Origin of the sequence: Amycolatopsis australiensis (assembly GCF_900119165.1) — a bacterium.
In the GTDB taxonomy this organism is placed as follows: Bacteria; Actinomycetota; Actinomycetes; order Mycobacteriales; family Pseudonocardiaceae; genus Amycolatopsis; species Amycolatopsis australiensis.
Genome location: NZ_FPJG01000006.1, coordinates 56,489 through 81,629 on the forward strand (window position 1 = coordinate 56,489; position 25,141 = coordinate 81,629).

A 25,141-nucleotide genomic window follows, 5' to 3' on the forward strand; every position below is an offset into this window, starting at 1 on the left:
ACGCGAGCGCTATTTTCGCCCTGACCTGCGTCCACGACCGTGAGGAGACCCCGATGCGCCGACAGACCGTCCCGCCCGGCCTGTCACCCGCATCACGAAGGATCCCCCACGCCCGTGAAAACCCTGAACATCGGCATTCTCGCGCACGTCGACGCCGGTAAGACCAGCCTGACCGAACGCCTGCTCTTCGAGGCCGGTGCCATCAGCCGGCTGGGCAGCGTCGACCGCGGCGACACCCAGACCGACTCGCTCGACCTCGAACGCCGTCGCGGCATCACCATCCGGTCCGCGGTGGCGTCTTTCGGGGCCGGCGACACCCGGATCACCCTGATCGACACGCCCGGACACTCGGACTTCATCGCCGAGGTCGAGCGCGCGCTGCGCGTGCTCGACGGCGCCGTCCTGGTGGTGTCCGCCGTCGAAGGCGTCCAGGCGCAGACCCGCGTGCTGATGCGCACGCTGCGCCGGCTCGGCATCCCGGTGCTGATCTTCGTCAACAAGATCGATCGGACGGGCGCGCGCGACCAGCTCGGCGACATCCGGGCGAAGCTGGCGCCGCGAGCGTTCGACGCGACCACAGCGCTCGACGAGCTGGCCGAGCTGCTGGCCGACGGCGACGACGCCTTCTTGGAGTCCTACGTGGAGGGCCGCGTCGACGGATCCGCCTGCCGCGCCGAGCTGGCCCGTCAGGTCGCGCGGGGCATGGTGCACCCGGTGCTGGCCGGCTCGGCGATCACCGGCGCGGGTGTCGCGGACCTCGTCACGGCGATGACCGAGCTGCTCCCGGCCACCGAACGCACCGGCGACGGCCCTTTGGACGCGACGGTGTTCAAGATCGACCGCGGCCGCGCCGGCGAGAAGATCGCTTACGCCCGGCTGCACTCCGGCTCGCTGGCGCCACGGCAGCGGATCTCCTTCTACCGCGGCGAAACCGAGCTGACCGGCCGGGTCACGGCGATCGAGGTCGCCGGAGACGACGTGGCGCTCGCCGGCGACGTCGCCAAGGTGCGCGGGCTGCGCGACGTCCGGATCGGCGACCGGCTCGGCTCGCCGGGCGCCGCCGCCCGCGCCGGGGTGTTCACGCCGCCGAGCCTGGAGACCGTGGTGCGGCCGGTCCGGCCCGGACAGGCCGCGGCGTTGTTCACGGCGCTGACGCGACTGTCCGAAGAGGACCCGCTCATCGACGTCCACCGCCGCGGCCACGACGTCTCGGTCCGGCTCTACGGTGAAGTCCAGAAGGAGGTCCTGCGCTCGATGCTCGCCGAGGGCGCGGGGATCGACGTCACCTTCGAGCGGACGCGTCCGCTGTACGTCGAGAAGCCGATCGGCCGCGGCGAGGCCGTCGAAGAGCTGGATCCGGCGCAGCGGCTGTACTTCTTCGCGACGGTCGGGCTGCGCGTGGAGCCCGGCACCGGCGTCACATTCTGCCTCTCGGTCGAGCTGGGCTCGCTCCCGTCGGCGTTCCACAAGGCGATCGAGGAAACCGTGCACAGCACGCTCGAACAGGGCCTCTACGGCTGGGAGGTGCGGGACGTCGCCGTCACGCTGACGCACACGGCGTTCTTCAGCCCGGTCAGCGCCGCCGGCGACTTCCGCAAGATGACGCCGCTGGTGCTGATGGCGGCGCTGCGGGAGGCCGGCACGCGGGTGCACGAGCCGGTGCACCGCTTCGAGCTGGAGATCCCGGCGAACGCCGTCAGCGCGGTGCTGCCCAAGCTCGCCGACCTGCGCGCGGTGCCCGCCGAACCGGTCACCGGGCCGTCGTCGTGCACGCTGCGCGGCACGATCCCGGCGGCGCACGTCCACGAGTTCGAGCAGGCCCTGCCCGCGCTCAGCCAGGGCGAGGGCGTCTTCTTCAGCGAGTTCGCGGACTACCGGCCCTGCCCCGGTCCGCCGCCGACGCGGCCGCGGACCGGCGACAATCCGTTGGACCGCAAGGAGTACCTGGCGCAGGTGGCCCGGCGCTAGCGCTTGTGGGCCCAGGCGGCGGCGAAGCAGTAGACGCCGAACGCGGCGAGGCCGAGCGCGACGACGGTCAGCAGCACGGTGCCGAAGGGCTGGGCGGCGAGCGTCTTGAGGGCGGTGTCCAGCCCGCCGGCCTTGTGCGCGTCGGCGTCGAACCCGGCGATGGCCAGCAGGATCGCGACCACGGTGAAAACGACGGCCTTGGCGAGGTACCCGGTCGTGCCGAGCCAGCCGACCCAGCGCTTGGCGCGCCCGGGCAGCTCGGTCGTGTCGAGGTCTTCGAGGAACTTCTGCTTCGCGCCCTTGATCGCGGCGGCGATCGCGACGCCGAAGATGGCCACGGCGACGAGCACCACCAGCACCGGCCCGGCGGGCAGGGACAGCAGCTTCGCCGTGAACTCCTGCTGGCGCTGGCTGCTCGACCCGCCGCCGCCGCTGCCGGTGGCCAGCCGGACGGCGGTGAAGCCGAGCACGATCACGACGACGCCGCGGGCGGCCGCGCCGATCCGCTTGCGCGTCCGCTTGCCGCCGGTCACCCATTCGTAGCCGGTGGCGGCCATCAGGAACTGCCAGAGGCCGAACAGGACCAGCCCGATCGCGAGGATCCAGAGCAGGATCTGGCCGAACGCCGTGGAGCCGACCTGCTCCAGCGCGCCCTTCTGGTCGGCCTGCTTCCCCCCGCTGCCGAAGGCGACCTGCACGGCGAGGTAGGCGATGACCAGGTGCACGACGCCGTAGCAGGCCATGCCGAGCCGGCCGAGCAGCTGCGCGGTGTTGCTCTTCTCGCCTCTTTCGGCGGTGGCTTCTGTCCGGTTCATGCCTTCTGTAGTACCCACGCCGGACCCGGATCCGCTGGGCTGAGCGGCCCAATTCGGTGCGGCGATGGGACGAGCCGGGCCCGCGAGCGCGACCGGACGGCTACCGGGCGGAGCCGTCGGTGCTGGTCAGGCGGGTCGTCGCCGGATCGCGTCGAGCTCGGTCCAGCCGCCGTTGACCGCCAGCAGGGTCAGCACCTGCTCGGCCTGCTCGGCGAACCGCGCGAGGTCGTCGTGCAGCAGGGCCGCACGTTCGCCGTCGAGCTGGTCGGAGTCGTCGAACCACAGCGAGATCGCCGAGCCCGCCGTGACGGCGAGCCCCTGGGTCAGGCTCAGGAACCCGGGCGACGGCTCGGCGACGGCCGCGCGGTAGGTCGTCTCGATCTCGGCGCACGCGGCGAGCAGGTCACGCAGCTGCCGGACGGCGCCGGCCGGGGTCCCGTCCCAGGCGGCCGTCGGCCAGGCGCGGTCGGACAGTTCGAGCCACAGCCGCCAGCCGGCGACCAGCTCGGCTTCGTCGTGGGGCGTCCAGGACGCCGGAACCGGCCAGTACATGCTTCGAGAGTGGCACCGCCGGAGCGGAAATCCGCCCCGGCGGTGGGTTATGTCTCATGTGGCGAACTTCAGCTGATCACCGGCGGCACCGGCACGCACGGCGGCGTCTTGGCGTGGGCCGGGTCGAGCGCGTTCAGCACCAGCCCCTCGGCGACGGGGTCGTAGGTGATGCCGAGGTGGTCGGTGAAGTCGAGCCCGCAGACGTTCTGCAGCAGGATGTTCTTCACGTTCGGCGCCGCCTTGAGGAAAGCGCTCGTGTACGGCGTGACGACGTCGTCGTAGCGGGTCTGGATCACGGTGTACTGGATGCCGGGCACGGTTTCGCCACCGGCGTTGAGGTCGGTGAGGAAGTCCGAGCCGACGGCCTGTTCGTTGCAGGCCTGGCAGACGGTGCTGAGCGCGGCGGGCACGCCCGGGATCATCTCCAGCGTGCTGAGCAGGCCGAACAGGTCGGTGCCGTGGTTGGACGGCGACAGCCCGACGAGCCTGCTGATCTTGTCCGCGCCGCCGAGGTACTTGATCCAGTACCGGATGTTCATCCCGCCCTGCGAGTGCCCGACGACGTCGAGCTTCTTCGCCCCGGTCGCGGCGAGGATCTTGTCCCCGAAGGCGGCAAGCGCTTTCGTGGTGTCGGCGATCGGGCCGACGGTCTGCAGGAACGTCCCGGGCGTGCCGCCGAAGTTCCCGGCGAAGACGCAGTACCCGGCGTCGGCGAGCTTCTGGGAAAGGTTCGCCCAGTTCTCGTAGGCGTTGGCGGTGGTCCCGTTGGAGAGCAGCACGGGGTTGGGGTGCCGCTCGGAAGGCTTGCAGGACCAGTCGTTCGCCCCGGGCGGAGCGATGGCGGGAGCGGCCAGCGAGTAGGCGGCCGCGGTGAGGATGTTGGGCTGGACGGGACCCGTGGGCTCCCGTCCGGCGGCTTGGCCGGTGCCGGCCCCCAGTACGAGCGCGGCCGCCGTGGCCAGAGCCGCGGTCAGCCACCTGCGCGTCATGCCCATCCGGTTCACCTCTCTGTGAAGGATGGTGATTCACGTCACCGACGACTTAACGCGCAAGTAACTTGTCTGGACACTCCCCCGGACGGGTTATCCGCCGCCCCTTCCGGGTGCGACGTGGAGACGTTGTACTTGTCAGACACCTCGGACCTACGTCGACATGCCGAAAGCCCCGGCGCAGGCGCACGCCGAGGCTTTCGGTGAATGTCGAGGGTCAGCCCTTGAGCAGGGCGCGAGCCATGACGACCTTCTGGATCTGGTTCGTGCCCTCATAGATCTGGGTGATCTTCGCGTCGCGCATCATGCGCTCGACCGGGAAGTCGCGGGTGTAGCCGGCGCCGCCGAACAGCTGGACCGCGTCGGTCGTCACCTCCATGGCGATGTCCGACGCGTACGCCTTGGCCGCCGAGGCCATGAAGCCCGCGCGCTTGTCGCCGCGCTCGGAGGCCGCTGCCGATGCGTACACCAGGTGGCGGGCCGCTTCGATCTTCGTGCCCATGTCCGCCAGCATGAACTGGACACCCTGGAAGTCCGCGATCGCCTTGCCGAACTGCTTGCGGTCCTTGACGTACGCGATCGCCGCGTCCAGTGCGCCCTGGGCGATGCCCAGCGCCTGGGCGCCGATCGTCGGGCGCGTGTGGTCCAGCGTGCGCAGTGCCGTCTTCAGGCCCGTGCCCGGCTCGCCGATGATCCGGTCCGCCGGGATCGTGCAGTTCTCGAAGTAGATCTCGCGCGTCGGGGAGCCCTTGATGCCGAGCTTCTTCTCCTTCGGGCCCACCGAGAAGCCCGGGTCGTCCTTGTGCACGACGAACGCCGAGATGCCGTTGGCCTTCTTCTCCGCGTCCGGGTCGGTCACCGCCATCACCGTGTACCAGGACGACTCGCCCGCGTTGGTGATCCAGCACTTGGTGCCGTTGAGCACCCAGTGGTCGCCGTCGAGGCGGGCGCGCGTGCGCATCGACGCGGTGTCGGAGCCCGCCTCGCGCTCCGAAAGCGCGTACGACGCCGAAGCCTCGCCCGAGGCGATCGAGGGCAGGACCAGCTTCTTCAGGTCTTCGGAGGCCGACAGGATGATCGGCTGCGTGCCGAGCTTGTTCACCGCCGGGATCAGCGACGCCGACGCGTCGACCCGGGCGACCTCTTCGATGACGATGCAGGCGCCCACGGCGTCCGCGCCCTGGCCGTCGTACTCCTCGCCGATGTGGACGGCGTTGAACCCGGACTTGACCAGCGCGTTGTACGCCTCGATCGGGTAGCGCTCGTTCTCGTCGACCTCGGCCGCGTACGGCGCGATCTCCTTCTCGGCCAGAGCCCGGACCGCGGCCCGCAGCTCCTCGTGCTCCTCGGCAAGCTGGTACAGGCCGTCGGTCACTTCGGGTCACCTTCTCTGCAACGTCGGGAGAGCTCTGTCGATGTTAGCGCTCGTTCACAGCGGCCGTCCTTGTGTCCTTGACCGCACCGTTCGTATCGTCGGGTGATGCCGATCACCGCGCCGACGACGCCGCCCGGTCTGCCCGCCTCCCTCGACTACCCCGAAGTCCCCGTCGGTTCGATCCTCGCCGCGGGCGCCGCGCGCTGGGGCGACCGAACCGCCTTCGCCCACGAAGGCCGCAGCCTCACCTTCGCCGAGACCTACCGCGCCGCCTGCCGCTTCGCCCACGCGTTGCGGGCGCGCGGCATCGGCCACGGCGACGTCGTGGCCCTGCACCTGCCGAACTGCCTCGCCTTCCCGGTCGCCTACTACGGCACGCTCCTGGCCGGGGCCACCTTCAGCCCGGCGAACCCGCTGCTCCCGCCGGACGACCTCGCGTTCCAGCTCGCCGACTGCGAGGCCGCCGCCGTCGTGACGTTCGGCGCGGTGGCCGGCGCGCTGGCGAGCGTCGCCGGCCGGATCCCGGCGCGGCTCACGGTCGTCGTCGCGCCCACCGGCGACCTGCCCGAAGGGAGTGCCGAGTTCGAGGCGTTCCACGCCGGCCAGCCGGAGACGCGCCCGACGGCCGGCATCGACGTGCACCGGGACCTCGCGCACCTCGCCTACACCGGCGGCACCACCGGCCGGTCGAAGGGCGTGCGCCTCTCGCACCGCAACGTCGTGGTCAACACGCTGCAGCACTCGTGCTGGGGCACCGGCTCGGTGCCGGCCCTGGACGCGCGCGGCGACGTCACGATCGACCAGATCGGCAGCGCGGACGAGTGGCCGACGCGCCTGGGCACCGGCGTCGCGATCAACCTGACGCCGTGGTTCCACGCGATGGGCATCATCGGCGGGCTCAACGCGGCGGTGATCGCGGGCACGACGATCGTCCTGCACTCCCGCTTCGACCCGGAGGCGTACGTCGCCGACGCCGAACGGCTGCGCATCACCGGCATCGGCGGCGCGCCGGCGCTGTTCGCCGCGCTGCTCGCGACGCCGTCGTTCCACACCGCCGACCTGTCGTCGGTTCGCTCGATCGGGTCGGGTGCCGCGCCGATGAACCACGCGATGATCACCGCCCTGCGCGAACGGTTCCCCGGCGTGGTCGTCACCGAGGGCTACGGGCTCACCGAGGCGACGATGGGTGCGGTGATCTCGCCGACGTACACCTCCGGCGTCCGCAAGGTCGGCTCGGTCGGCGTGCCGATCTTCGACACGGAAGTGAAGGTCGTCGCGGCCGAGGGCGGCGACGAGCCGCTGCCGGTGGGCGAGCGGGGCGAGGTCTGCCTGCGCGGCCCGCAGATCATGCTCGGCTACCGCAACCGCCCGGAGGAGACGGCGGCGGCACTGGCCGGCGGCTGGCTCCACACGGGCGACATCGGCATCCTCGACGCGGACGGTTATCTGTCCATCGTGGACCGCAAGAAGGACATGCTGCTGTACAAGGGCTACAACGTCTTCCCGCGCGAGCTGGAGGAGCTGCTGATCACGATGCCCGGCGTCGCGGCGGCGGCCGTGGTCGGCCGACCGGACACCGAGGTCGGCGAGCTGCCGGTGGCGTTCGTGGTCCCGCGCGGCCCGCTGGACGCCGACGAGCTGATGGCCGCCGTGAACGAGAAGGTGGTGCCGTACAAGCGGTTGCGGGAGGTGCACGTGGTCGAGCAGATCCCGGTGTCGGCCGCGGGCAAGGTGCTCAAGCGCGAGCTGCGGCGGCAGCTGACCGGCGAGCTACCCGGCTAGCCGGTCGCCGGCGAGGAGGGTCCCCGCCTGCTTGACGTGCTTGAGCAGCGGGGAGACCTCCAGGCTCTGCAGCCCGGGCAGCGAGCCGATCCGGTCGGAGGTGAACTCGAACAGCTCGTCGAGGTCCCGGCAGTGCGCGACGGCGTGCACGTTGTGCGGCCCGGAAACCGCCGCGGCGAACGCGATCTCGGGTTGCCGCGCGAGCGTGCGCCCGACGTCCTTGACCGCCGACGGGTGCACGCGCAGCCACAGGTTCGCGCGGGCGTGGAAGCCGAGGGCCTCGGCCGCGATCTCGACGTCGATGTGCACGACTCGCCGCCGCAGCAGCGTCGCCAGCCGGCGGGCCGCCCGCCCGGGCGTGAGGTCCGCCGCGGCGGCGAGGTCGACCAGGGCCGCGCGGCCGTCGGCCGCGAGGACGTCGAGCAGCTGCTCGTCCGCCGCCGTCAGCCGGACGGGGTCACGGGCGACGACCGGCGCTTCCGTGAACGGCACCCCCTCGGCGCCGAGCACCGACTCCTGCTCGGGTGGCAGCGTGCCCCGCAGCGCGGCCCAGTAGTGGCCGCGTCCGCCCATGAACTGCCGCAGCATCGCCGACGCGTGGATGTCGAGGACCGCGGCGGTCCGCGGCAGCTGACAGCCGAGGAGGTCGTCGCGCTGTTCCCGGCTGCGCGACCGGACGGCGCACGTGATCTCCGAGCCCGCGGCGCAGAGCGCCACCCAGCTGACGTCGTCGCGCTTCGCGAGGGAGCCGGCGATCGCGGCGATGCTGCCGGGACGGCACCGCAGCCGCACCAGCCACTCGCTCTGGCCCAGCGCACCCGGGTCGACGATCCCGGCGACCCGCAGCACACCCTCGGCCCGCAGCCGCCGGAAGCGACGGCCCACGGCGTTCTCGCTGACGCCGAGCGCGGCCGCGATCGTGGCGAACGACGCCCGCGGCGCGATTTGCAGCGCCCGGATCAGACGCACGTCGTCGGGTGCCAAGGTGACGGATTCAGCCATCGCGGCTCCTCTCATCGAGGCAATCCTACGAATCGGCCCTTCGGACGGCTGCGAGCAGCGACCGGACGGACAGACTCGGAAGCACTACCGAACCGAAGGGACGACCATGCAGACCGCACTCATCGTCGGGGCCTCGCGAGGACTCGGGCACGCGATCGCCGCCGAGCTGGGCGGCCGCGGCTGGCACGTGCTCGGCACGGTCCGCGACCCGGCCGCCCGGACACCACTGCACGACCTCGCGGACGCGTCGGACGGCCGCGTCCAGGTCGAGCACCTCGACATCACCGAGCCCGCCCAGCTGCCGCCGCTGCACGAGCGGCTCGCCGGCCGCCGGCTGGACGTCCTCTTCGTCAACGCGGGTACCACGAACAACCCGGCGACCCCGATCGGCGAGGTGCCGACGGCTGACTTCGTCGACGTCATGGTCACCAACGCCCTCGGCCCGATGCGCGTCATCGAAGCGCTGAGGGACCTGGTGCCGCCGGACGGGCTCATCGGCGTGATGTCCTCCGGCCAGGGCAGCATCACGAACAACACGGCCGGCTCGCGTGAGCTCTACCGCAGCAGCAAGGCGGCGCTGAACATGTTCGTGCGCAGCTTCGCGGCCCGGCAGGCCGAGGCCCGGCGCGCGCTGCTCCTGCTCGCGCCCGGCTGGATCCGCACCGCGCTCGGCGGCCCCGAAGCGCCGTTCACCCTCGAAGAAAGCGTGCCCAGGCTCGTCGACGTCCTGCTGGGGAAGCTCGGCAAGCCCGGCCTCGAGTTCCTCGACCGCAACGGCGAGCCCGTGCCCTGGTGACCCGCTAGTGGCCGGCCTTCTCGCGCAGCGCCGCGTCCTTGTCCAGGACCAGCTTCTCCAGGTCCGCCTGGAACCGGGCCATCCTCGAGCGCAGGTTCTCGTCCGACGCCGCCAGGATGCGGACGGCCAGCAGGCCCGCGTTGCGCGCGCCGCCCACCGAGACCGTCGCCACCGGGACACCCGCCGGCATCTGGACGATCGACAGCAGCGAGTCCAGGCCGTCGAGGTACTTCAGCGGGACGGGGACGCCGATGACCGGCAGCACCGTCGCCGACGCCACCATGCCCGGCAGGTGTGCCGCGCCGCCAGCGCCCGCGATGATCACCCGCAGGCCCCGCGAAGCCGCCGACGTCGCGTAGTCCAGCATGCGTTGCGGCGTGCGGTGCGCCGAATACACGCCGACCTCGTACTCGACGCCGAACTCGTCCAGCGCCGCGCCGGCCGCCTCCAGCACCGGCCAGTCCGAGTCGCTGCCCATGATCACGCCCACCTGCGGCGCCATACCGACCTCTCCCGTCAGTGGATTTCGTAGCCGTCGAGCCAGACGGCGTGGGACAGCCAGTGCGCCGACAGCAGCGCGCGGTCGCGCAGGTCGTCCATGCGCTCGCCGGTGAAGTTGACGTGCCCGAGCTTGCGACCCGGCCGCTCCTGCTTGCCGTACAGGTGCACCCGCGCCTCGGGGTACCGCGCGAACAGGTGGTGCAGCCGCTCGTCCGGCCCCATCTCCGGCAGCTCCGGCGCGCCGAGCACGTTCGCCATCACGCACGCGGGCGCGATCAGGTCCGTCCGGCCCAGCGGGTAGTCGAGCACCGCGCGCAGGTGCTGCTCGAACTGCGAAGTGCGCGCGCCGTCCATGGTCCAGTGCCCGGAGTTGTGCGGGCGCATCGCCAGCTCGTTGACCAGCAGCCCGGTGTCGGTTTCGAACAGCTCCACCGCCAGCAGGCCGGTGACGTCCAGCGTCGACGCGATCCGCAGCGCCAGGTCCTGGGCCTCGTGCACCCGCTCCGGCGACAGGCCCGGCGCCGGGGCCAGCACCTCGGTGTTGATGCCGCCGGTCTGCACCGTCTCGACCACCGGGTAGGCCGCGCCCTGGCCGAAGGGCGAGCGGGCGACGAGCGCGGACAGCTCCCGCCGCATCGCCACCTTCTCCTCGACCAGCAGCGGCGTGCCCGCCTCCAGCAGCTGCGGCACGGTTTCGCGGGCGTGCTGCGCGGTGTCGAGCATCCACACGCCGCGGCCGTCGTAGCCGCCGCTCGACGCCTTCAGCACCACCGGCCAGCCGTGCTCGCCGCCGAACGCCACGACGTCATCCACAGCGGACACCTCGGCGAAGGCGGGTCCCGGCACGCCGAGCCCGGCCATCATCTCGCGCATCACCAGCTTGTTCTGCGCGAAGCCCAGCGCCGCCGGCGCCGGCCGGATGACGAAGCCCTCCATCGCCAGCGTCAGCAGGTGCTCGCCCGGCACGTGCTCGTGGTCGAACGTCAGCACGTCGACCGACGCCGCGAACTTCCGCAGCGCCTCGAGGTCGGTGTGGTGTCCGAGCGTGACGTCGCCGGCCACGAGACCCGCGGCTTCGTTCTCGCTCGCGGCGAGCACGCGCAGGGACTGGCCGAGGGAGATCGCCGCCTGGTGGGTCATCCGGGCCAGCTGGCCGCCGCCCACCATGCCCACGACGGGCAGACCGGTGTGTTTGTCCATAGCGCGCTCAGACTAAACGGTCACGACCTGCGTCGACCGCCGGACCAGACGAAGCTCACGCGCCGCCAGGCCGAGGATCCCGGCCGCCGCCGCGAGGACGTAGAGATTGCCCAGGACCGACCAGCCCAGGCCCCAGGAGAACTCCGTGTCCCCGCCGTTCGGCACCAGCATCACGATCTGCGAGCCGAACAGCACCGTCACCGCCGCCGCGGCCCACCACCGCGCCTTCACCACCAGCAGCGTGAGCAACGGCACGCACCACACCCAGTGGTGCGACCATGACACCGGCGAGAGCAGCAGCCCGTAGAACGCCGTGACGAGCAACGCGGCCGCGTCCTCGCCACGCCGGTGCAGCCGCACCACGAGCCACACCGCGGGCACGGCCAGCACCGCCGCCACCCCGACCGCCACCGCCAGCGACCAGGGCGCCAGCGCCGAAGCCCGGTTGACCAGCCCGTTGAGCGACTGGTTGAAGATCCAGTGCACCGACCCGACCCGGCTCGGGTCGGTCGCCGAATCCCGCCAGAACCGCGCCGCGTCGACCGGGATGACCGCGAACATCACCGCCTCGAACGCCACGAACGTGCCCAGGGCCCGCAGCCCGTCCTTCCACCTTCCCGTGAAGAACAGGTGCGGCACGAAGATCAGCGGGGTGAGCTTGATCGCCGCCGCCACGCCGATCAGCACACCCGCCCAGCGCGACCCGCGCGCCGCCAGCACCAGCACGTCCAGCACCACGAACGCCATCAGTATCAAGTTGATCTGGCCCAGGAACAGCGTTTTCCACACCGGTTCCAGGACCAGAGCGGCGGCCGTTCCCGCCGGCAGCGCCCACCAGCTTCTTCCCAGAAGCGGCGCGCGCCCCGGCGGCGACGGAACCACCGTGATCACGACGATAAGGGCGACCACCGACAAAAACGCGATCACGCCCCAGACCAGGCCCGATGGCACGAGGGCGAGCGGCAGGAACAGCGGCGCGGCGGCCGGCGTGTAGGTGAACGGCAGCCGCACCCAGTCCGGCAGCGCGGTCAGGACGTCCCGCGTATACAGCGGATCGCCGTGCACCAGCGTCAGCGCGCCCGCGCGGTAGACGGCGCTGTCCGCCCCCAGGTGCCACCCGGCCAGCCAGACGACGACACCGAACGCCAGCACCAGCAGCGCGATCCCGCCGGCGGCGAAGCGACCGGCGCGCGCCTCAGACGCCGGTCGCGACGTCGACATGCTCGTCCGATGCGGCCTTCTTCCGTGCCCGGCGCAGCAGCCCCCAGCGCAGGATCAGCGCGAGCGCCAGCACGACCGGCATCAGGATGTAAGCGTCCCCCAGCACGTTCTGCCACACTTTCCAGTGCAGTTCGACGTTGCGGCCGTTCGGCAGGATCAGCAGCACGCAGCTGACGAACACGAACGCCACCAGCCCGGTCCCGACCCAGCGCTTCCACGCCGTCTTCGGGGTCGTCTTCGGCAGCCGCGACACGAGCAGCACGATCAGCGGGATCACCCAGACCCAGTGGTGGGTCCACGAGATCGGCGACATCAGCAGCGTCCAGAACGCGGTGACCAGCAGCGCGGCCAGTGCCTGGCCCTTGCGGTGGAAGCGCAGCAGCAGCCACAGCGCCGGGATGGCCAGCAGGAAGCCGATGCCCATCGCCGCCTTCGACGCCCACGGCGCGAGGTCGGTGGCCCGGTTCATCAGCGCGTTCAGCGACTGGTTGCCCGCCCAGTGCACCGGCCCGATCCGGCCCGTGTCCGGCAGCGTGACCGTCCAGTACTTGGCCGCGTCGTGCGGGCTGATCAGGAACATCAGGCCCTGCAGCAGCACGAACGTCGCGAGGCCGCGCAGCGCGTCCTTGCGGCGGCCGGTGATGAACAGGTGCCCGAGGAACACCAGCGGCGTCAGCTTGATCGCCGCCGCGACGCCGACCAGCACCCCGCCCCAGCGGCTGCCGCGAGCGCCGATGACCAGCATGTCCAGCAGGATCATGGCCATCAGGATCAGGTTGATCTGGCCGAGGAAGATCGTCCGCCACACCGGCTCGAGGCCGAGGAAGACGAGGAAGAACACGATGGTCGAGCGGGCCGGCGAGGCCCACCAGCGCGGGCCGTCGGCAGGCGGGCGGGGCAGCGCGCCGATCGCGATCCGGATCGACAGCGCCATCGCCGCCAGCGAGATGGCCGTGATGAGGCCCCACGAGACCTGCGTCGGGAACGCGGCGAGCGGGACGAAGATCAGCGCCGCCGTCGGCGGGTAGGTGAACGGCAGCAGCGCCCACCACGGCTCGGGGGTCAGCGTGTTCGCGTCGTAGAGGGAGTCGCCGTGCAGGAGCGTGAGCGCGCCGGCCCGGTAGACCGCGCTGTCGACGCCGAGCACCCAGTCTTGCTGCCAGCCGTAGATGCCGTACCCGATCGCGACCAGCGGGATCACCGTGAGGATCAGGATCGACCGCGGGCGGACGGACAGGCGCGCGAGTGACTTCCGCAGGGCCAGGCGGTGCTGGGGTCCGGCCACGGCTTCGCCCTCGACGTCGGTGGGTACGGTCCGGGTCACCGCACCAGGAAATCATGACTGGTCCCGTCCAGGTCAGAAGGGTCCGGGCGGAACCGGACTTTTCACGCGTTCTACCCCCGGCCGAGACGGGCCAGCAGGTCACACGCCATTTCATGGGTCGCGGGCAGGCGCACGGCCGACACCCGCGGCCGGCCGGCGTCGGACAGCTCGGAATCCACGGACAGCCGCTCGTGCAAGGCCCTTCGCAGCGCGACGCCGTGCGAAGCGACTCTCTCGTCCTTCGGGACCAACGCGGCAACCACGGACGGCCCGAGCGAAGCGACGCTCTGCCCGCTGTCGAACACCGCCCGCAGCGCGTCCGCGACCAGGATCATCCCGGTCAGCCGCGGAAATCCGGTGACGGTGCTGAGGTCGAGCGAGACGACGAGCAGCACGTGCTCCTCGGCCGCCGGGCGCTCGCGCGCGGCGGCGGCCCGGTACACCTCGAACAGCCGGGTGCGCAGGTAGGCGGCCGAGGGCAGGCCGGTCAGCGGGTCGGTGACCTCGGTGTGCACGAGCTGGTCGACGGCGACGTCGGCCCAGGCCAGCGCGGTGGCCCGGAGCAGCCGCGCCGGCGTGGCGTCGACGTCCGGGGAGACGAACCCGTCGCCGCCGTGGTCGAGCACCGCGTGCAGCGCCGCCAGGTCGGCGAGGGTCTCGGCGAGCCCGGCCCCGGCCGCCGCGCGGGCCCTGGCCAGCCCGGCCAGCGCGGTTTCGGCGGCCTCGACGCGGCCCTTGGCCATCACGGCCGCGCAGACGGCGTCGACCTCGGGCAGGGCCCAGTCGCTGGGGAAGCGCCAGCCGGCGGCGAGGCTGGCCGTGCGCCAGCGGGCCCGCAGCGCGCGCAGCGCGTGATCGGCGGGCGGGGCGTCACCGGCGCCGGAGCGCGTTGCCGGAACGTCCACTGGCCACCCGCCCCTTTCGTCCGTCCGTGTCGATCTTGCCCGGTGCTTCACGGTGAGGACGTGCCCCGGACGACGCCGTGACGCGTACTCGCGAGTTTTGTTAAGAAGCTTTTCCCCGTCGCCACCCGGGGGTGGGTGATTTTGCTGCGCCGTCGGAGTCAACACCCCGACCACCGCGTGACGGCCCCGGGTGGGTCAGTCACACTTGTCTGGCGTCGCGGACCCGCCTGTAATGGCAGGTCCTGGCCTTAACCGACCGAGGAGTGCCGTGTCCACCGTTCCCGCCGATCTCAGCGGAAAGAGTGACGCCGAGCTGATCGCCGAGGTGCGTGCCGGCAAGATCGAGTCGTACGGGCCGCTCTACGAACGCCACACCGGTGCCGCGCACAACCTCGCCCGTCAGCTGGCCCGCTCGAGCTCCGAAGCCGACGACCTGGTGTCCGAGGCGTTCGCCAAGGTGCTGGACACGCTGCGTGGCGGCAAGGGGCCGGACACCGCCTTCCGGGCCTACCTGCTGACTGCGCTGCGTCACACCGCGTACGACCGCACCCGCAAGGAACGCCGGGTCGACCTCAACGAGGACATGACCGAGGTCGGCGGCGCCGCGGCCGAGGCGCTGACGGTGCCGTTCTCGGACACCGCCGTCGCCGGGCTCGAGCGGACGATGGCCGCCAAGGCGTTCGCCCGGCTGCCCGAGCGCTGGCAGGCGGTGCTCTGGCACACCGAGATCGAGCAGCAGAGCCCGGCCGAGGTCGCGCCGCTGCTGGGGCTGACCGCGAACGGCGTCTCCGCGCTCGCCTACCGCGCCCGCGAGGGCCTTCGCCAGGCGTATCTGCAGGTCCACCTGCAGGAGAACGCGGAGGAACGCTGCCGCGCCTGCGCCGACCGGCTCGGCGCGTGGACCCGCGACGGGCTGTCCAAGCGCGAACGCGCCCAGGTCGAAAGCCACCTGGACGAGTGCGAGAACTGCCGCGCGCTGGCCGCGGAGCTCGCCGACGTCAACGGCGGGCTGCGCGCGGTCATCGCCCCGATCGTCCTGGGCGGCGCGGCGCTCGGCTACCTCGCCACGATCGGCGCGGCCAAGGCGAGCGCGGCCACCGCGGCGACCGCCGGTGCGGCCGCCGCCGGAGCCGCCGCGGCCGGGGGCAAGGCCGGCGCGGCCGCGGGAGCCGCCGCCGCGGGCCCCCGCCAGTTCGCCGGGGTCGCCGCCTCGGGTGCGGCCGTCGTCGCCGCCGTCGTCATCGCGCTCACCGCGGGCGGCGGCACGCAGGACATCCCCGTCGCGGCGCAGGTGCCGCCGCCGGCCGCCCAGCCGGTCAATCCGCCCGCACCGAAGCCACAGCCACCGGCTCCGCCCGCGCCGCCGCAACCGCCCGCGCCGCCGCAACCGCCCGCGCCGCCGCAACCGCCCGCGCCGCCGCAACCGCCGGCGCCGCCCGCGGCTCCGCCTGCCGAACCGGCCCCGCCGCCGGTCGTGCCCCCGGCCCCCGCGCCCGCACCGGCCCCCGCGCCGACGCCGGCTCCGCCCGCCCCGCCCGCCCCGCCGGCTCCGGCACCGGCGTCGGTGTCCGCGACGACCCCGCCGGGCGGCGTCGAGCTCAGCCCCGGCTCGGCCGCGAACCTGCCCATCACCGTGCGCAACGACGGCGGGAGCCCGTCCGAGCCCGTGGCCGTGACGCTGCACCTGCCGCCGGGCGTCCACGCCCTCGGCTCGGGCGGCGGCGGCGCCCCGATGGCGCGGGCCGAGCAGAGCGACCCGATCTCGGTGAACTGCCCGGCCGGCGACGGCACGGTGACCTGCAAGACCGGCGTCGGCCTGCAGCCCGGCCAGAGCGCGACGCTGAACTTCCGGCTCGAAGCCGACGACAACGCCGAGGGCGGCACGGTGACCGGATCGGTCACCGCCGGCGTGCAGATCAACGTCACGGTGAGCGTCAAGGTCACCGTGAAGCAGCCGCTCGACGCGGTGGTCCTGGAGGCGCAGGGCGACGGTCTCTCGGCGTTCCCGTGGAACCGCAATCCGCTGGTCTACGTGCGGGTCCGCAACACCGGTGAGACGACCAAGCCGGTCACGGTCACCTTCGACCACCCGCTGTGGCAGTGGTGGAGCCTGCGCGGCTTCCCCTGCTCGACGACCGGCGCGGGCGCGAGCTGCACGACGACGAGCGCGCTGGCGCCCGGTCAGCACGTCAACCTGTGGGTGCGGCTGAAGGGCCGCCCCGACGACGGGCGCGTGACGATCACCGCCCAGCTCGGCAAGGCCTCGGCGCAGCCGGTGACCGTCGACTTCGGCTGCTGGCACCCGTGGTGCGGCAAGGACCCGCTGCCGACGAGCACGTCTTCGTCGGTGACACCGTCGAACACGCCGTCGAAGCCGGGGAAGCCCACGCCGTCCAAGCCGACGTCCACTCCGCCCGCGACGACGACGAAGTCCGAGCCGACGACCGAGCCGGCCACGTCGACGACCACGTCCAGCGCACCGCCCCGCCCGGGCACCAAGCCGGGCCAGAAGCAGCCGACCGCCACCCCCGAGCGGAATTTCGGCTGGCTGACGGGGTAGCGTCCGCTCGGTGCGCGAGCTGCTGAAGAAGCATCGCGAGCTCCTCCGCTTCGCCGTCGTCGGCGGGATCAGCTTCGTGATCACGATGTCCGTCAACTACGGCCTGAAGTTCACCGTGCTGCGGACCCACCCGGTGACGGCGCTGATCGTCGGCGTCCTGGTGGCGACGATCTTCTCCTACGTCGCCAACCGCGAGTGGTCGTTCCGCACCCGCGGCGGGCGGGAGCGGGCGCACGAGGCGGCACTGTTCTTCCTGTTCAGCGGTATCGCGCTGGGTCTGAACGCGCTGCCGCAGTGGGTCTCGCGGTACGTGCTGGACCTGCAGGCGCCCCGGCTTTCGCCGTTCGGTGTCGAGGTCGCCGACTTCGTCAGCGGGATCGTCATCGGCACGCTGCTGGGCACGGCGTTCCGCTGGTGGGCGTTCAAGAAGTGGGTCTTCCCGGACGAGGACGCGCGGCCTCGCGCGGTACCCGCGCGCGATCCGGACATTCGGGACCGGAAAGCCGCCTGAACACCTCTCGGCGCCCGGCTTCCCTAGACTGCCTGGTGTGACCGTTGTGGAAACCGTGCTCAAGCGCACGCCGGAACCACTGCGTTCGGTGCTGATCAAGCACCGGGAGCTGCTGAAGTTCGCGATCGTGGGCGGCACGACGTTCCTGGTCGACAACGGCGTCTGGTACGTCCTCAAGCTGACGGTGCTGGAGCCGAAACCGACCACCGCCAAGGCCATCGCGATCATCGTCGCGACCATCGTGTCGTACATCCTCAACCGCGAGTGGTCGTTCCGCACCCGCGGTGGCCGCGAACGCCACCACGAGGCGGCGCTGTTCTTCGTGATCAGCGGCATCGCCGTGGTGGTGAACCTGGTCCCGCTCTACGTCTCGCGGTACGTGCTGCACCTGGAGGTCCCGCACGTGACGCGGCTGGTGCAGGAGATCGCGGACTTCGCGAGCGGGTCGATCATCGGCATGGTCCTGGCGATGTTCTTCCGCTTCTGGGGTTTCAAGAAGTGGGTCTTCCCGGACGAGCTGGGCCAGCGCCGCCGGGACGGCGACCAGGTCACGCGCCTGCGCTGAAAAATCTCCTTGTCTTCTGACATGTAGTTGCCTAAAGTCATTGTCGTCAGTGTTCCTTCGTGAGGACGCCGTCCGGGTTCGGCCGGGCGAGCGGGACGATTCGAGGTGGTTTCCGAGCGCGAAGAGGTCGCACCCGCCAGCGGGTGACGATGGAACCTTTTCCCGGCTCGACGGGACGCGTTTTCCCGCGCGTCCGCATCTCTCGTCCCTCCTGACGAAACAAGGACTTCTTCTTGAGCACCACCGCGCTGAAACGCGCCCGAAAACCCGCCCTCGCGGGCCTGTTCCTGTCCGTTTTCCTCGCGATGCTCGACGCCCAGGTCGTCGCCACCGCGCTGCCCCGGATCGCCGCGGAGTTCGGCGGGACCGGCGCCTACGCCTGGGTCACCACCGCCTACCTGCTCGCCGGCAGCGTCACCGCTCCCCTGTACGGCAAGCTCGGTGACGTCTTCGGCCGCAAGCGCGTACTTCTCGGCGCGCTCGCGCTCTTCCTGCTCGGCTCGCTGGCCTGTGGCCTGGCGTCGTCGCTCGCGACACTCATCGCCGGACGCGTGCTGCAGGGCGCCGGCTCCGGAGGCCTCTTCGTCTGCGTCGGCGCTTCGCTCGGCGAGATGTTCACGCCTCGCGAAGGCGCGAAGTACTTCGGGTGGTTCTCGGTCTGCTTCGCCGTCGCTTCCCTGGCCGGGCCCGTCGTCGGCGGCGTGCTCACCGGGCTGGCCGGGTGGCGGTCGATCTTCCTGGTCAACCTGCCGCTCGGCCTGGTCGCCGTCGCGTTCCTCGGACAGCTCGACCTGCCCCGGCGACGGCGGGAAGCCCCCTTCGACTTCGCCGGCGTCGTCCTGCTCGGCGCGGCGATCACCGGTTTCACCCTGCTGACGCCGTGGTCGATCGGCCTCGGGGCGGTTTCGGCCGTCGCGTTCGTCGTCATCGAGCGCAAGGCCGAGGCCCCGGTGCTGCCGCCGCGCCTGTTCCGCGACCGGACGTTCACCGTGTCCGTGCTGCTCAGCGTGCTCGCCGGGGTCGCGTACCTCGGCTCGGTCAACTACATCGCGGCCGCCCTGCAGGCGGACGCGGGTCCGGCGGAAGGCGGGCTGCGGCTCGTGCCGATGACGCTCGCCGTCGCGGCCTCCTCCGTCGTCGCGAGCAAGGTCATCGCCCGCACCGGCGCCTATCGCTGGGCCCCGCGGCTCAGCATGGCGCTCGGCCTGCTCGCCGTGCTGGGGCTGCTCACCGTGGCCGGCCTGCCCGCGATCCTCGGCTGCTTGGTCCTCTTCGGCCTGGCCGCCGGGCTGAACCTGCAGGTCCTCGCCCTGGCGACGCAGAACACCGCCCCGGCGGCGGACCGCGGCGCGGTCGCCGCCGGTGTCAACCTCGCCCGCGCGCTCGGCTCGTCGCTCGGCCCGGTCGCGCTCGGCGTCGCCCACCACGCCGGCGGCACCCACGGCGTGTTCCTCGCCCTGCTGCCCGTCCTCGCGCTCGCGCTCGTCACGGCGTTCGCGCTCCCCCACGTCCCGCTCCACCGCTAGGAGAACCACGATGATCTTCGTCATCGGCGCCACCGGCAAGGTCGGCCGCGCCCTCGTCCCCGCCCTGCTCGACGCCGGCGCCGCCGTCCGCGCCCTGACCCGCGACCCGGGGAAGGCCCGGATCGACCCGCGCGCCGAAGCCGTCCACGGCGACCTCGACACCGCGGACCTGCCCGCGCTGCTCGACGGCGCCGACCGCGTGTTCGTGCTGACCCAGGGCCACAGCGCCGCCCGGGAAGCGGCGGTCGCCCAGGCCGCCGCCCGTGCCGGTGCCACCCACCTGGTCAAGCTGTCCACCACCGGAGTCCACTTCGGACAGACCGACCCGCTCACCCGCGCCCACGCCGAAGCCGAGCAGGCGATCCGCGAAGCCGGACCGGCGTGGACGATCCTGCGACCCGGCGCCTTCATGGACAACCGGTTCGCCTGGCGCGGCTCGATCCACCGGGAAAACGCCGTGTACGTGCCCGAAGGCGACCCGGCGTCCGCGCTGATCCACGTCCGGGACATCGCCGCGGTCGCGGCTCTCGCCCTCACGACGTCCGGGTACGAAGGCGCGACCTACGAACTGACCGGCGGCGAAGCCCTCACCACCGAGCAGCAGGTCGCGATCCTCGCCGACGCCGTCGGCCGTCCGCTCCGATACGTCGAGGAACCCCAAGACGCGGCCCGTGACCGGATGATTCGACGGCACGGCTGGCCCGCCGAAGCCGTCGACGGCTTGTTCGCCCTCAAGCGTGAGTCCGCCCGGCACGAGCACATGGTCTTCGACACCGTCGAGCGCTTGCTCGGCCGCCCGCCGCTGACCTTCGCCGATTGGGCGGGTGAGAACGCGGCCGCGTTCACCTACCATTACCGGGGGTGACCGCGGGGAGGTGACTGGATGAGCCTGCGGGTCCTGGTCGTGGACGACCACCCGCTGTTCCGGTTCGGCGTGTGCACGCTGCTGGACGCCGAACCCGGGATCGAGGTCGCCGGCGAAGCGGCGAGCGGCGCGAGCGCCGTCGACGCGGCCGCGGCACTGCGCCCGGACGTCGTGGTCATGGACCTGCACCTGCCCGACCTGTCCGGCATCCAGGCGACCCGGCACATCGTGACCGCGAGCCCGGACACCGGCGTGCTGATGCTGACGATGGCCGACGAAAGCGAGTCGGTCTTCGCGGCGATGCGCGCCGGTGCCCGTGGCTACCTGCTCAAGGACGCCGAGCCGGACGAGATCCTGCGGGCGGTGCGGTCCGTCGCGCGGCGCGAGGCCATCTTCGGCCCCGACATCGCCAACCGCGTCCTCGCCTTCTTCAACCAGCCGCCGGCCAGCGAACCGGTGTTCCCGGAGCTGACCGGGCGCGAACGCGAGGTGCTGTCCCTGATCGCGGCCGGGCACAGCAACGCCGTCATCGCGAATTCCCTGTGCCTGAGCCCGAAGACCGTGCGCAACCACATCTCGAACGTCTTCGCGAAGCTCCACGTCGCCGACCGCGCCGAAGCGATCGTCCGGGCGCGGGACGCGGGCCTCGGCCGGTCCTGACGGGCCGCCCGCCCGGGCAACATCGGGACGCCGGTCCCATGTGCCCGGGACACCTCGCCGGGCAGGCTGGCAGCCTGCACCGTTCGAGGGGAATGGGAAGCGATGTACGAATCCGAGCGGACACCGGTGGTGGTCCGCGCCACCGATCCGATCCTGCACAACGGCGTCTGCGTGGCGCTGCGTTCGCGTGACGACGTCCGGGTGGCCGACGGGGAGACGGCCGATCCGGCCATGGTCGCGCTGCTGGTCGCCGACCGGCTCGACGAGGCGATGACCCGGCTGCTGTCCGCGCTGCACCACGAGGGCTTCACCCGCATCGTGCTGGTCGCGGGGGAAGTCGACGACAACGAGATCCTCGGCGCCGTCGAGCACGGGGTCTGCGCGGTCGCCCGCCGCGCCGACGCCGGGCCGGAGGTGCTCGTCCGGCTGATCAAGGCGGCCGCCGCCGGGGAGGGCGCGCTCCCGCCCGACCTGCTCGGCAGGCTGCTGAACCGGGTTTCCCGCCTGCAGCGCCAGGTGCTCCAGCCGCGCGGCCTGCACCTGGGCGGGATCAGCAACCGGGAGACGGAGGTGCTCCGGCTCGTCGCGGCAGGGTTTTCGACGCAGGAGATCGCCGACCAGCTGTGCTACTCGCAGCGCACGGTGAAGAGCATCCTGCACGACGTGACGAACCGGTTCCAGCTGCGCAACCGCTCGCACGCGGTCGCGTACGCGCTGCGTGAAGGGCTGATCTGACCCATGATCGCCCAGGTCGACGAGGCCCTGTGCCGGCTGCTGCGGCCCTGCCTGCCACCGGGGACGCAGCTGCGTCTCGACCCGCCGAAACCGGCGTGGCGGACGGAGTCACAGGTGCGGAGCGTGGAGCTGTTCCTCTTCGCGCTCCGAGGAGAGCAGGCCGCGGCCGGCTGCACGCTCTCCTACCTCGTCACCGCACGGGCCGGGGAGATCGACGAAGAGCACCGGCTGCTCGACGCGGCCCTGCACGCCGTGCTCGACGCCGAAGACCCGCCGGTGCGGCTGCGGCTGGCCGACACCGACGCGACGGCACTGTGGACGAGCCTCGGCATGCCCGCCCGGGCCGGGTTCGTCCTGCAGGTCACCGCCGGCGGCTAACGCGGGACGCGCTCGGCGGGCCAGCGCACCTCCGGCACGTCGGTGGGCCGCGGCACCTTGAGGAACAGGCTGAACACGGCCGGACGGCGGTTCGACAGCTCCAGCCTGCCGCCGTCGGCCTCCACCAGGGCACGGGCCAGCGCCAGGCCGACGCCGGTCGAGCCGCCACCGGAGAAGCCGCGCTCGAAGATGTGCGGCGCCAGCTCGTCGGGCACGCCCGAACCCGTGTCGCTGACCTCGATCACCACTGTGCCCTCGGCGTCGCCGCGGCGGGCGGCCACGGTGACCGTGCCCGAGCCGTGGCGGAGCGCATTGTCCAGCAGGACGCCGATCACCTCGCGGAGCCGTCCCGGCGTCGCGCGGGCCATCACCCCGTCGGCCACGCGCATCCGCAGGTTCCGGCCTTCCGAGCGGAGCAGCTCCCGCCACTCCTGCGCCATCGCGGGCAGCTGCGTCGGCAGGTCCACCGGTTCCGCGCCGACCTCGCGGGCCGCGCGCGCCGCCGCCAGCAGCTCGTCGAGTGCTTCGGCGAGCCGGTCCGCCTGCTCCTGGGCGGCCTTCGACTCGTCGGCGACCTCTTCGTCCGGGTGCACGGTGAGCGGTTCCAGCCGCAGCTGCAACGCCGTGAGCCGGCTGCGCAGCTGGTGCGAAACGTCGCCGACGAGCTGGCGTTCGCGCTGGACGAGCTGGGCCAGCGCGGTGCCGGACGCGTCGAGGGCTTCGGCGACCATGTCGAGCTCGCCGACGCCGTAGCGGCTCGGGTCGGGCCGGAAGTCGCCGCCGCCGAGCCGGGCTGCGCGTTCGGCGACGTGCCGCAGCGGCTTGGCCAGCCGCCGCGCCGTCGCGATCGCCACCACCGCGCCGGTGCCGACCGACAGCAGCACCAGCAGCACGACGACGAGCGTCACCGTCGTCTGCCGCTCGTGCATCGGGCCCGCCGGCACGGCGATCTCGACCTTGCCGTCCCGCGCGAGGTCGGCCGTCTCGGTCACCGTGCTGGGTCCGGGGTCGCTGCCGTAGCGCTTCTCGTCCTGGCCGGTGGCCCGCACGGTGAGCTGGCCGTTCACCGGCACCGCCGCGCGCACCTGGTCGAGGTCGATCTCCTGGCCGTTGGCGATCTCGGTGTCGAGGATCGCCGCCGCCGCGCGGGCGTTCTCCGCGAGCGTCTCGCGGTAGCTCGACTCGAACTGCCAGCTCGCCACGATGCCCAGCGGGATGCCGAGGACCGCCGCGGTGACCGCGACGGCCAGCAGGATGGCCAGCAGGATGCGGCGGCGCACGGCTTATTCGGCGTTGAACCGGAAGCCGACGCCGCGGACGGTCGCGATCCGGCGTTCGCCGTCGTGGGTCTTGCTGGTGCGCCCGGCGGCCTCGTCGGCGGCGATGGCGAGCTTCCGCCGCAGCCACGACATGTGCATGTCGAGGGTCTTGGACGTCTTCGACTCGAGGTCGTTCCAGACCTCGGCCAGGATCTCGTCACGGCTGACGACCTGGCCGGCGCGGCTCATCAGCACGCGCAGCAGCTCGAACTCCTTGTTGGCCAGCTGGACCTCGTGCATGTCCACGGTGACGAGCCGGGCGCCGAGGTCCATCCGCACGCCGCCGGCCTCGAGGACCTCGGGCACCCGGCGGCGCAGCAGCGCGCGGATCCGGGCGAGCAGCTCGGCGAGCCGGAAGGGCTTGGCGACGTAGTCGTCGGCGCCCGCGTCCAGGCCCACGACGAAGTCGACCTCGTCGGTGCGGGCGGTGAGCATCAGCACGGGCAGCTCGGTGCCGTTCGCGCGCAGGCGGCGGCACACCTCGAGCCCGTCCATGCCCGGCAGCCCGAGGTCCAGCACGAGCAGGTCGACTCTCTGGGCCGCGGTGGCATCGAGGACCGCCGGCCCGTCGGTGACGACGTGGATCTCGTATCCCTCGCGTTCGAGGGCGCGGGAGAGCGGTTCGGCGATGGCCGGATCGTCTTCGGCAAGTAGGACCATGCTCACCTGGTCAACTCTACGGCGCGCGGGCGTGAAACCATCGTGACCGTGCCTGGCTACGGAGATGATCTGGCCCTCGCCACCCGGCTGGCTGACGCCGCCGACGCGATCACGACGGCGCGGTTCCGCGCCCTGGACCTCGCGGTGGAGCGCAAGCCCGACCGCACCCCGGTGACCGACGCCGACACCGCGGTCGAGGACGCGATCCGGGCGCTGCTGGCCGGGGAACGCCCGGAAGACGCGGTGCTCGGCGAGGAACGCGGCGGGTCGGCGGCCACGGGCCGGGCGTGGGTGCTGGACCCGATCGACGGGACGAAGAACTTCCTCCGCGGCGTCCCCGTCTGGGCGACGCTGATCGCGCTCGTCGAAGACGGCAACCCGGTGGTCGGCATGATCAGCGCGCCCCTGCTGGGCCGTCGCTGGTGGGCGGCAACCGGGTCGGGCGCGTTCTCGTCCGATGCGGCGGGCACCCGACGGCTGTCGGTTTCCGGCGTTTCGTCCCTTTCGGACGCTTATCTGTCCACAACGGACCTGAACTCGTGGACGGAGTACCACTCCCGCGAGAAGTACCTCGATCTGGTGAACGCGTGCTGGGAGTCCCGCGCGTTCGGCGACTTCTGGCACCACGTGCTGGTGGCCGAAGGCGCCCTGGACGTCGCCGCGGAGTGCATCGTGAACCCGTGGGACGTCGCGGCGGCGCAGGTGATCGTCACCGAGGCCGGCGGCCGGTTCACCGACCTCGACGGCGTCGCGCGGTACGACAACGGGAGCGCGTTGTCGACGAACGGCCGGGTGCACGACCAGGCGCTGGCGATCCTCAAGCGCTGACCGGATGGGCCGCTCGGCGGGAATTCCTTGACCGGTCTGAACCACCGGTGGTTCACTCCCAGTGCTCGCCGGGTCACCCGGTCCGTTGACAACGTTGTCAGCCC

At 72.2% G+C, this 25,141-nt stretch carries 24 protein-coding genes; 12 read left to right on the top strand and 12 right to left on the bottom strand.

Features of this window, described 5'->3' with window-relative positions:
- The first annotated feature begins 114 nt into the window (after positions 1-114).
- On the top strand, positions 115-1,968 hold the full coding sequence (locus BT341_RS01265; RefSeq protein ID WP_072474510.1) for an elongation factor G: 1,854 nt from the start codon (positions 115-117) through the stop codon (positions 1,966-1,968).
- Here BT341_RS01265 and BT341_RS01270 read toward each other — a convergent pair.
- From BT341_RS01270 to BT341_RS01285, 4 genes are all read right to left on the bottom strand, one after another.
- Positions 1,965-2,783 (bottom strand): DUF1206 domain-containing protein, encoded by an 819-nt coding sequence (locus tag BT341_RS01270; RefSeq protein ID WP_072474511.1) that lies wholly within the window; start codon positions 2,781-2,783, stop codon positions 1,965-1,967. The genes BT341_RS01265 and BT341_RS01270 overlap by 4 nt on opposite strands.
- A 126-nt stretch (positions 2,784-2,909) precedes the next feature.
- Positions 2,910-3,335 carry a hypothetical protein gene (locus BT341_RS01275; RefSeq protein ID WP_072474512.1) on the bottom strand — a complete coding sequence of 142 codons (426 nt, stop codon included), beginning with the start codon at positions 3,333-3,335 and terminating at the stop codon, positions 2,910-2,912.
- Between the two features lie 68 nt (positions 3,336-3,403).
- Positions 3,404-4,330, bottom strand: coding sequence for an esterase/lipase family protein (locus tag BT341_RS01280; RefSeq protein WP_072474513.1), 927 nt, complete (start codon positions 4,328-4,330; stop codon positions 3,404-3,406).
- Positions 4,331-4,541: 211 nt separating this feature from the next.
- Positions 4,542-5,699: an acyl-CoA dehydrogenase family protein gene (locus tag BT341_RS01285; RefSeq protein WP_143168453.1), complete on the bottom strand. Its 1,158-nt coding sequence runs from the start codon at positions 5,697-5,699 to the stop codon at positions 4,542-4,544.
- A gap of 105 nt (positions 5,700-5,804) precedes the next feature.
- On the opposite strand from BT341_RS01285, the gene BT341_RS01290 reads away from it, so the two are divergent.
- The gene (locus tag BT341_RS01290) at positions 5,805-7,481 is read left to right on the top strand and encodes a class I adenylate-forming enzyme family protein (RefSeq protein WP_177328714.1); all 1,677 of its coding nucleotides are present in this window, start codon (positions 5,805-5,807) and stop codon (positions 7,479-7,481) included.
- On the opposite strand, the gene BT341_RS01295 is transcribed toward BT341_RS01290, so the two are convergent.
- Complete coding sequence (locus BT341_RS01295) at positions 7,470-8,483, bottom strand: Lrp/AsnC family transcriptional regulator (protein WP_245804864.1); 1,014 nt, start codon at positions 8,481-8,483, stop codon at positions 7,470-7,472. The genes BT341_RS01290 and BT341_RS01295 overlap by 12 nt on opposite strands.
- 106 nt (positions 8,484-8,589) lie before the next feature.
- Between BT341_RS01295 and BT341_RS01300 the strand changes: the two genes are divergently transcribed.
- Positions 8,590-9,279, top strand: a complete 690-nt coding sequence (locus tag BT341_RS01300; RefSeq protein ID WP_072474516.1) for an SDR family NAD(P)-dependent oxidoreductase — start codon at positions 8,590-8,592, stop codon at positions 9,277-9,279.
- Between the two features lie 4 nt (positions 9,280-9,283).
- On the opposite strand, the gene purE is transcribed toward BT341_RS01300, so the two are convergent.
- The 5 genes from purE to BT341_RS01325 form a co-directional block, all read right to left on the bottom strand.
- On the bottom strand, positions 9,284-9,781 hold the full coding sequence (gene purE, locus BT341_RS01305; protein ID WP_072474517.1) for a 5-(carboxyamino)imidazole ribonucleotide mutase: 498 nt from the start codon (positions 9,779-9,781) through the stop codon (positions 9,284-9,286).
- Positions 9,782-9,795: 14 nt separating this feature from the next.
- Positions 9,796-10,980: a 5-(carboxyamino)imidazole ribonucleotide synthase gene (locus BT341_RS01310; RefSeq protein WP_072474518.1), complete on the bottom strand. Its 1,185-nt coding sequence runs from the start codon at positions 10,978-10,980 to the stop codon at positions 9,796-9,798.
- 12 nt (positions 10,981-10,992) lie between these two features.
- Positions 10,993-12,201 carry a glycosyltransferase 87 family protein gene (locus tag BT341_RS01315; protein WP_072474519.1) on the bottom strand — a complete coding sequence of 403 codons (1,209 nt, stop codon included), beginning with the start codon at positions 12,199-12,201 and terminating at the stop codon, positions 10,993-10,995.
- Complete coding sequence (locus tag BT341_RS01320) at positions 12,176-13,525, bottom strand: glycosyltransferase 87 family protein (RefSeq protein WP_072474520.1); 1,350 nt, start codon at positions 13,523-13,525, stop codon at positions 12,176-12,178. The genes BT341_RS01315 and BT341_RS01320 overlap by 26 nt, the downstream gene beginning before the upstream one ends.
- 71 nt (positions 13,526-13,596) lie before the next feature.
- Positions 13,597-14,430 carry a GGDEF domain-containing protein gene (locus tag BT341_RS01325; protein ID WP_072474521.1) on the bottom strand — a complete coding sequence of 278 codons (834 nt, stop codon included), beginning with the start codon at positions 14,428-14,430 and terminating at the stop codon, positions 13,597-13,599.
- Positions 14,431-14,698: 268 nt separating this feature from the next.
- On the opposite strand from BT341_RS01325, the gene BT341_RS01330 reads away from it, so the two are divergent.
- From BT341_RS01330 to BT341_RS01365, 8 genes are all read left to right on the top strand, one after another.
- On the top strand, positions 14,699-16,990 hold the full coding sequence (locus tag BT341_RS01330; RefSeq protein ID WP_072474522.1) for a sigma-70 family RNA polymerase sigma factor: 2,292 nt from the start codon (positions 14,699-14,701) through the stop codon (positions 16,988-16,990).
- Between the two features lie 10 nt (positions 16,991-17,000).
- Positions 17,001-17,501: a GtrA family protein gene (locus tag BT341_RS01335; protein ID WP_072474523.1), complete on the top strand. Its 501-nt coding sequence runs from the start codon at positions 17,001-17,003 to the stop codon at positions 17,499-17,501.
- A 37-nt stretch (positions 17,502-17,538) separates the two neighbouring features.
- Positions 17,539-18,066, top strand: coding sequence for a GtrA family protein (locus tag BT341_RS01340; RefSeq protein ID WP_072474524.1), 528 nt, complete (start codon positions 17,539-17,541; stop codon positions 18,064-18,066).
- 233 nt (positions 18,067-18,299) lie between these two features.
- Positions 18,300-19,592 (top strand): MFS transporter, encoded by a 1,293-nt coding sequence (locus BT341_RS01345; protein ID WP_072474525.1) that lies wholly within the window; start codon positions 18,300-18,302, stop codon positions 19,590-19,592.
- A 10-nt stretch (positions 19,593-19,602) separates the two neighbouring features.
- On the top strand, positions 19,603-20,457 hold the full coding sequence (locus BT341_RS01350) for an NAD(P)H-binding protein (protein WP_072474526.1): 855 nt from the start codon (positions 19,603-19,605) through the stop codon (positions 20,455-20,457).
- Between the two features lie 18 nt (positions 20,458-20,475).
- Positions 20,476-21,117 (top strand): response regulator, encoded by a 642-nt coding sequence (locus BT341_RS01355; protein WP_072474527.1) that lies wholly within the window; start codon positions 20,476-20,478, stop codon positions 21,115-21,117.
- Between the two features lie 102 nt (positions 21,118-21,219).
- Complete coding sequence (locus BT341_RS01360; protein ID WP_072474528.1) at positions 21,220-21,852, top strand: response regulator transcription factor; 633 nt, start codon at positions 21,220-21,222, stop codon at positions 21,850-21,852.
- A gap of 3 nt (positions 21,853-21,855) precedes the next feature.
- Positions 21,856-22,230 (top strand): Pvc16 family protein, encoded by a 375-nt coding sequence (locus BT341_RS01365; protein WP_072474529.1) that lies wholly within the window; start codon positions 21,856-21,858, stop codon positions 22,228-22,230.
- Here the strand turns inward: BT341_RS01365 and BT341_RS01370 are convergent.
- The gene (locus tag BT341_RS01370; RefSeq protein WP_072474530.1) at positions 22,227-23,510 is read right to left on the bottom strand and encodes an ATP-binding protein; all 1,284 of its coding nucleotides are present in this window, start codon (positions 23,508-23,510) and stop codon (positions 22,227-22,229) included. The two genes, BT341_RS01365 and BT341_RS01370, sit on opposite strands and share 4 nt — an antisense overlap.
- 3 nt (positions 23,511-23,513) lie before the next feature.
- Positions 23,514-24,209: a response regulator transcription factor gene (locus tag BT341_RS01375; RefSeq protein ID WP_072474531.1), complete on the bottom strand. Its 696-nt coding sequence runs from the start codon at positions 24,207-24,209 to the stop codon at positions 23,514-23,516.
- A gap of 42 nt (positions 24,210-24,251) precedes the next feature.
- Here BT341_RS01375 and hisN point away from each other — a divergent pair, with 42 nt between their 5' ends.
- Positions 24,252-25,037, top strand: coding sequence for a histidinol-phosphatase (hisN, locus tag BT341_RS01380; protein WP_072474532.1), 786 nt, complete (start codon positions 24,252-24,254; stop codon positions 25,035-25,037).
- The last annotated feature ends 104 nt before the right edge of the window (positions 25,038-25,141 follow it).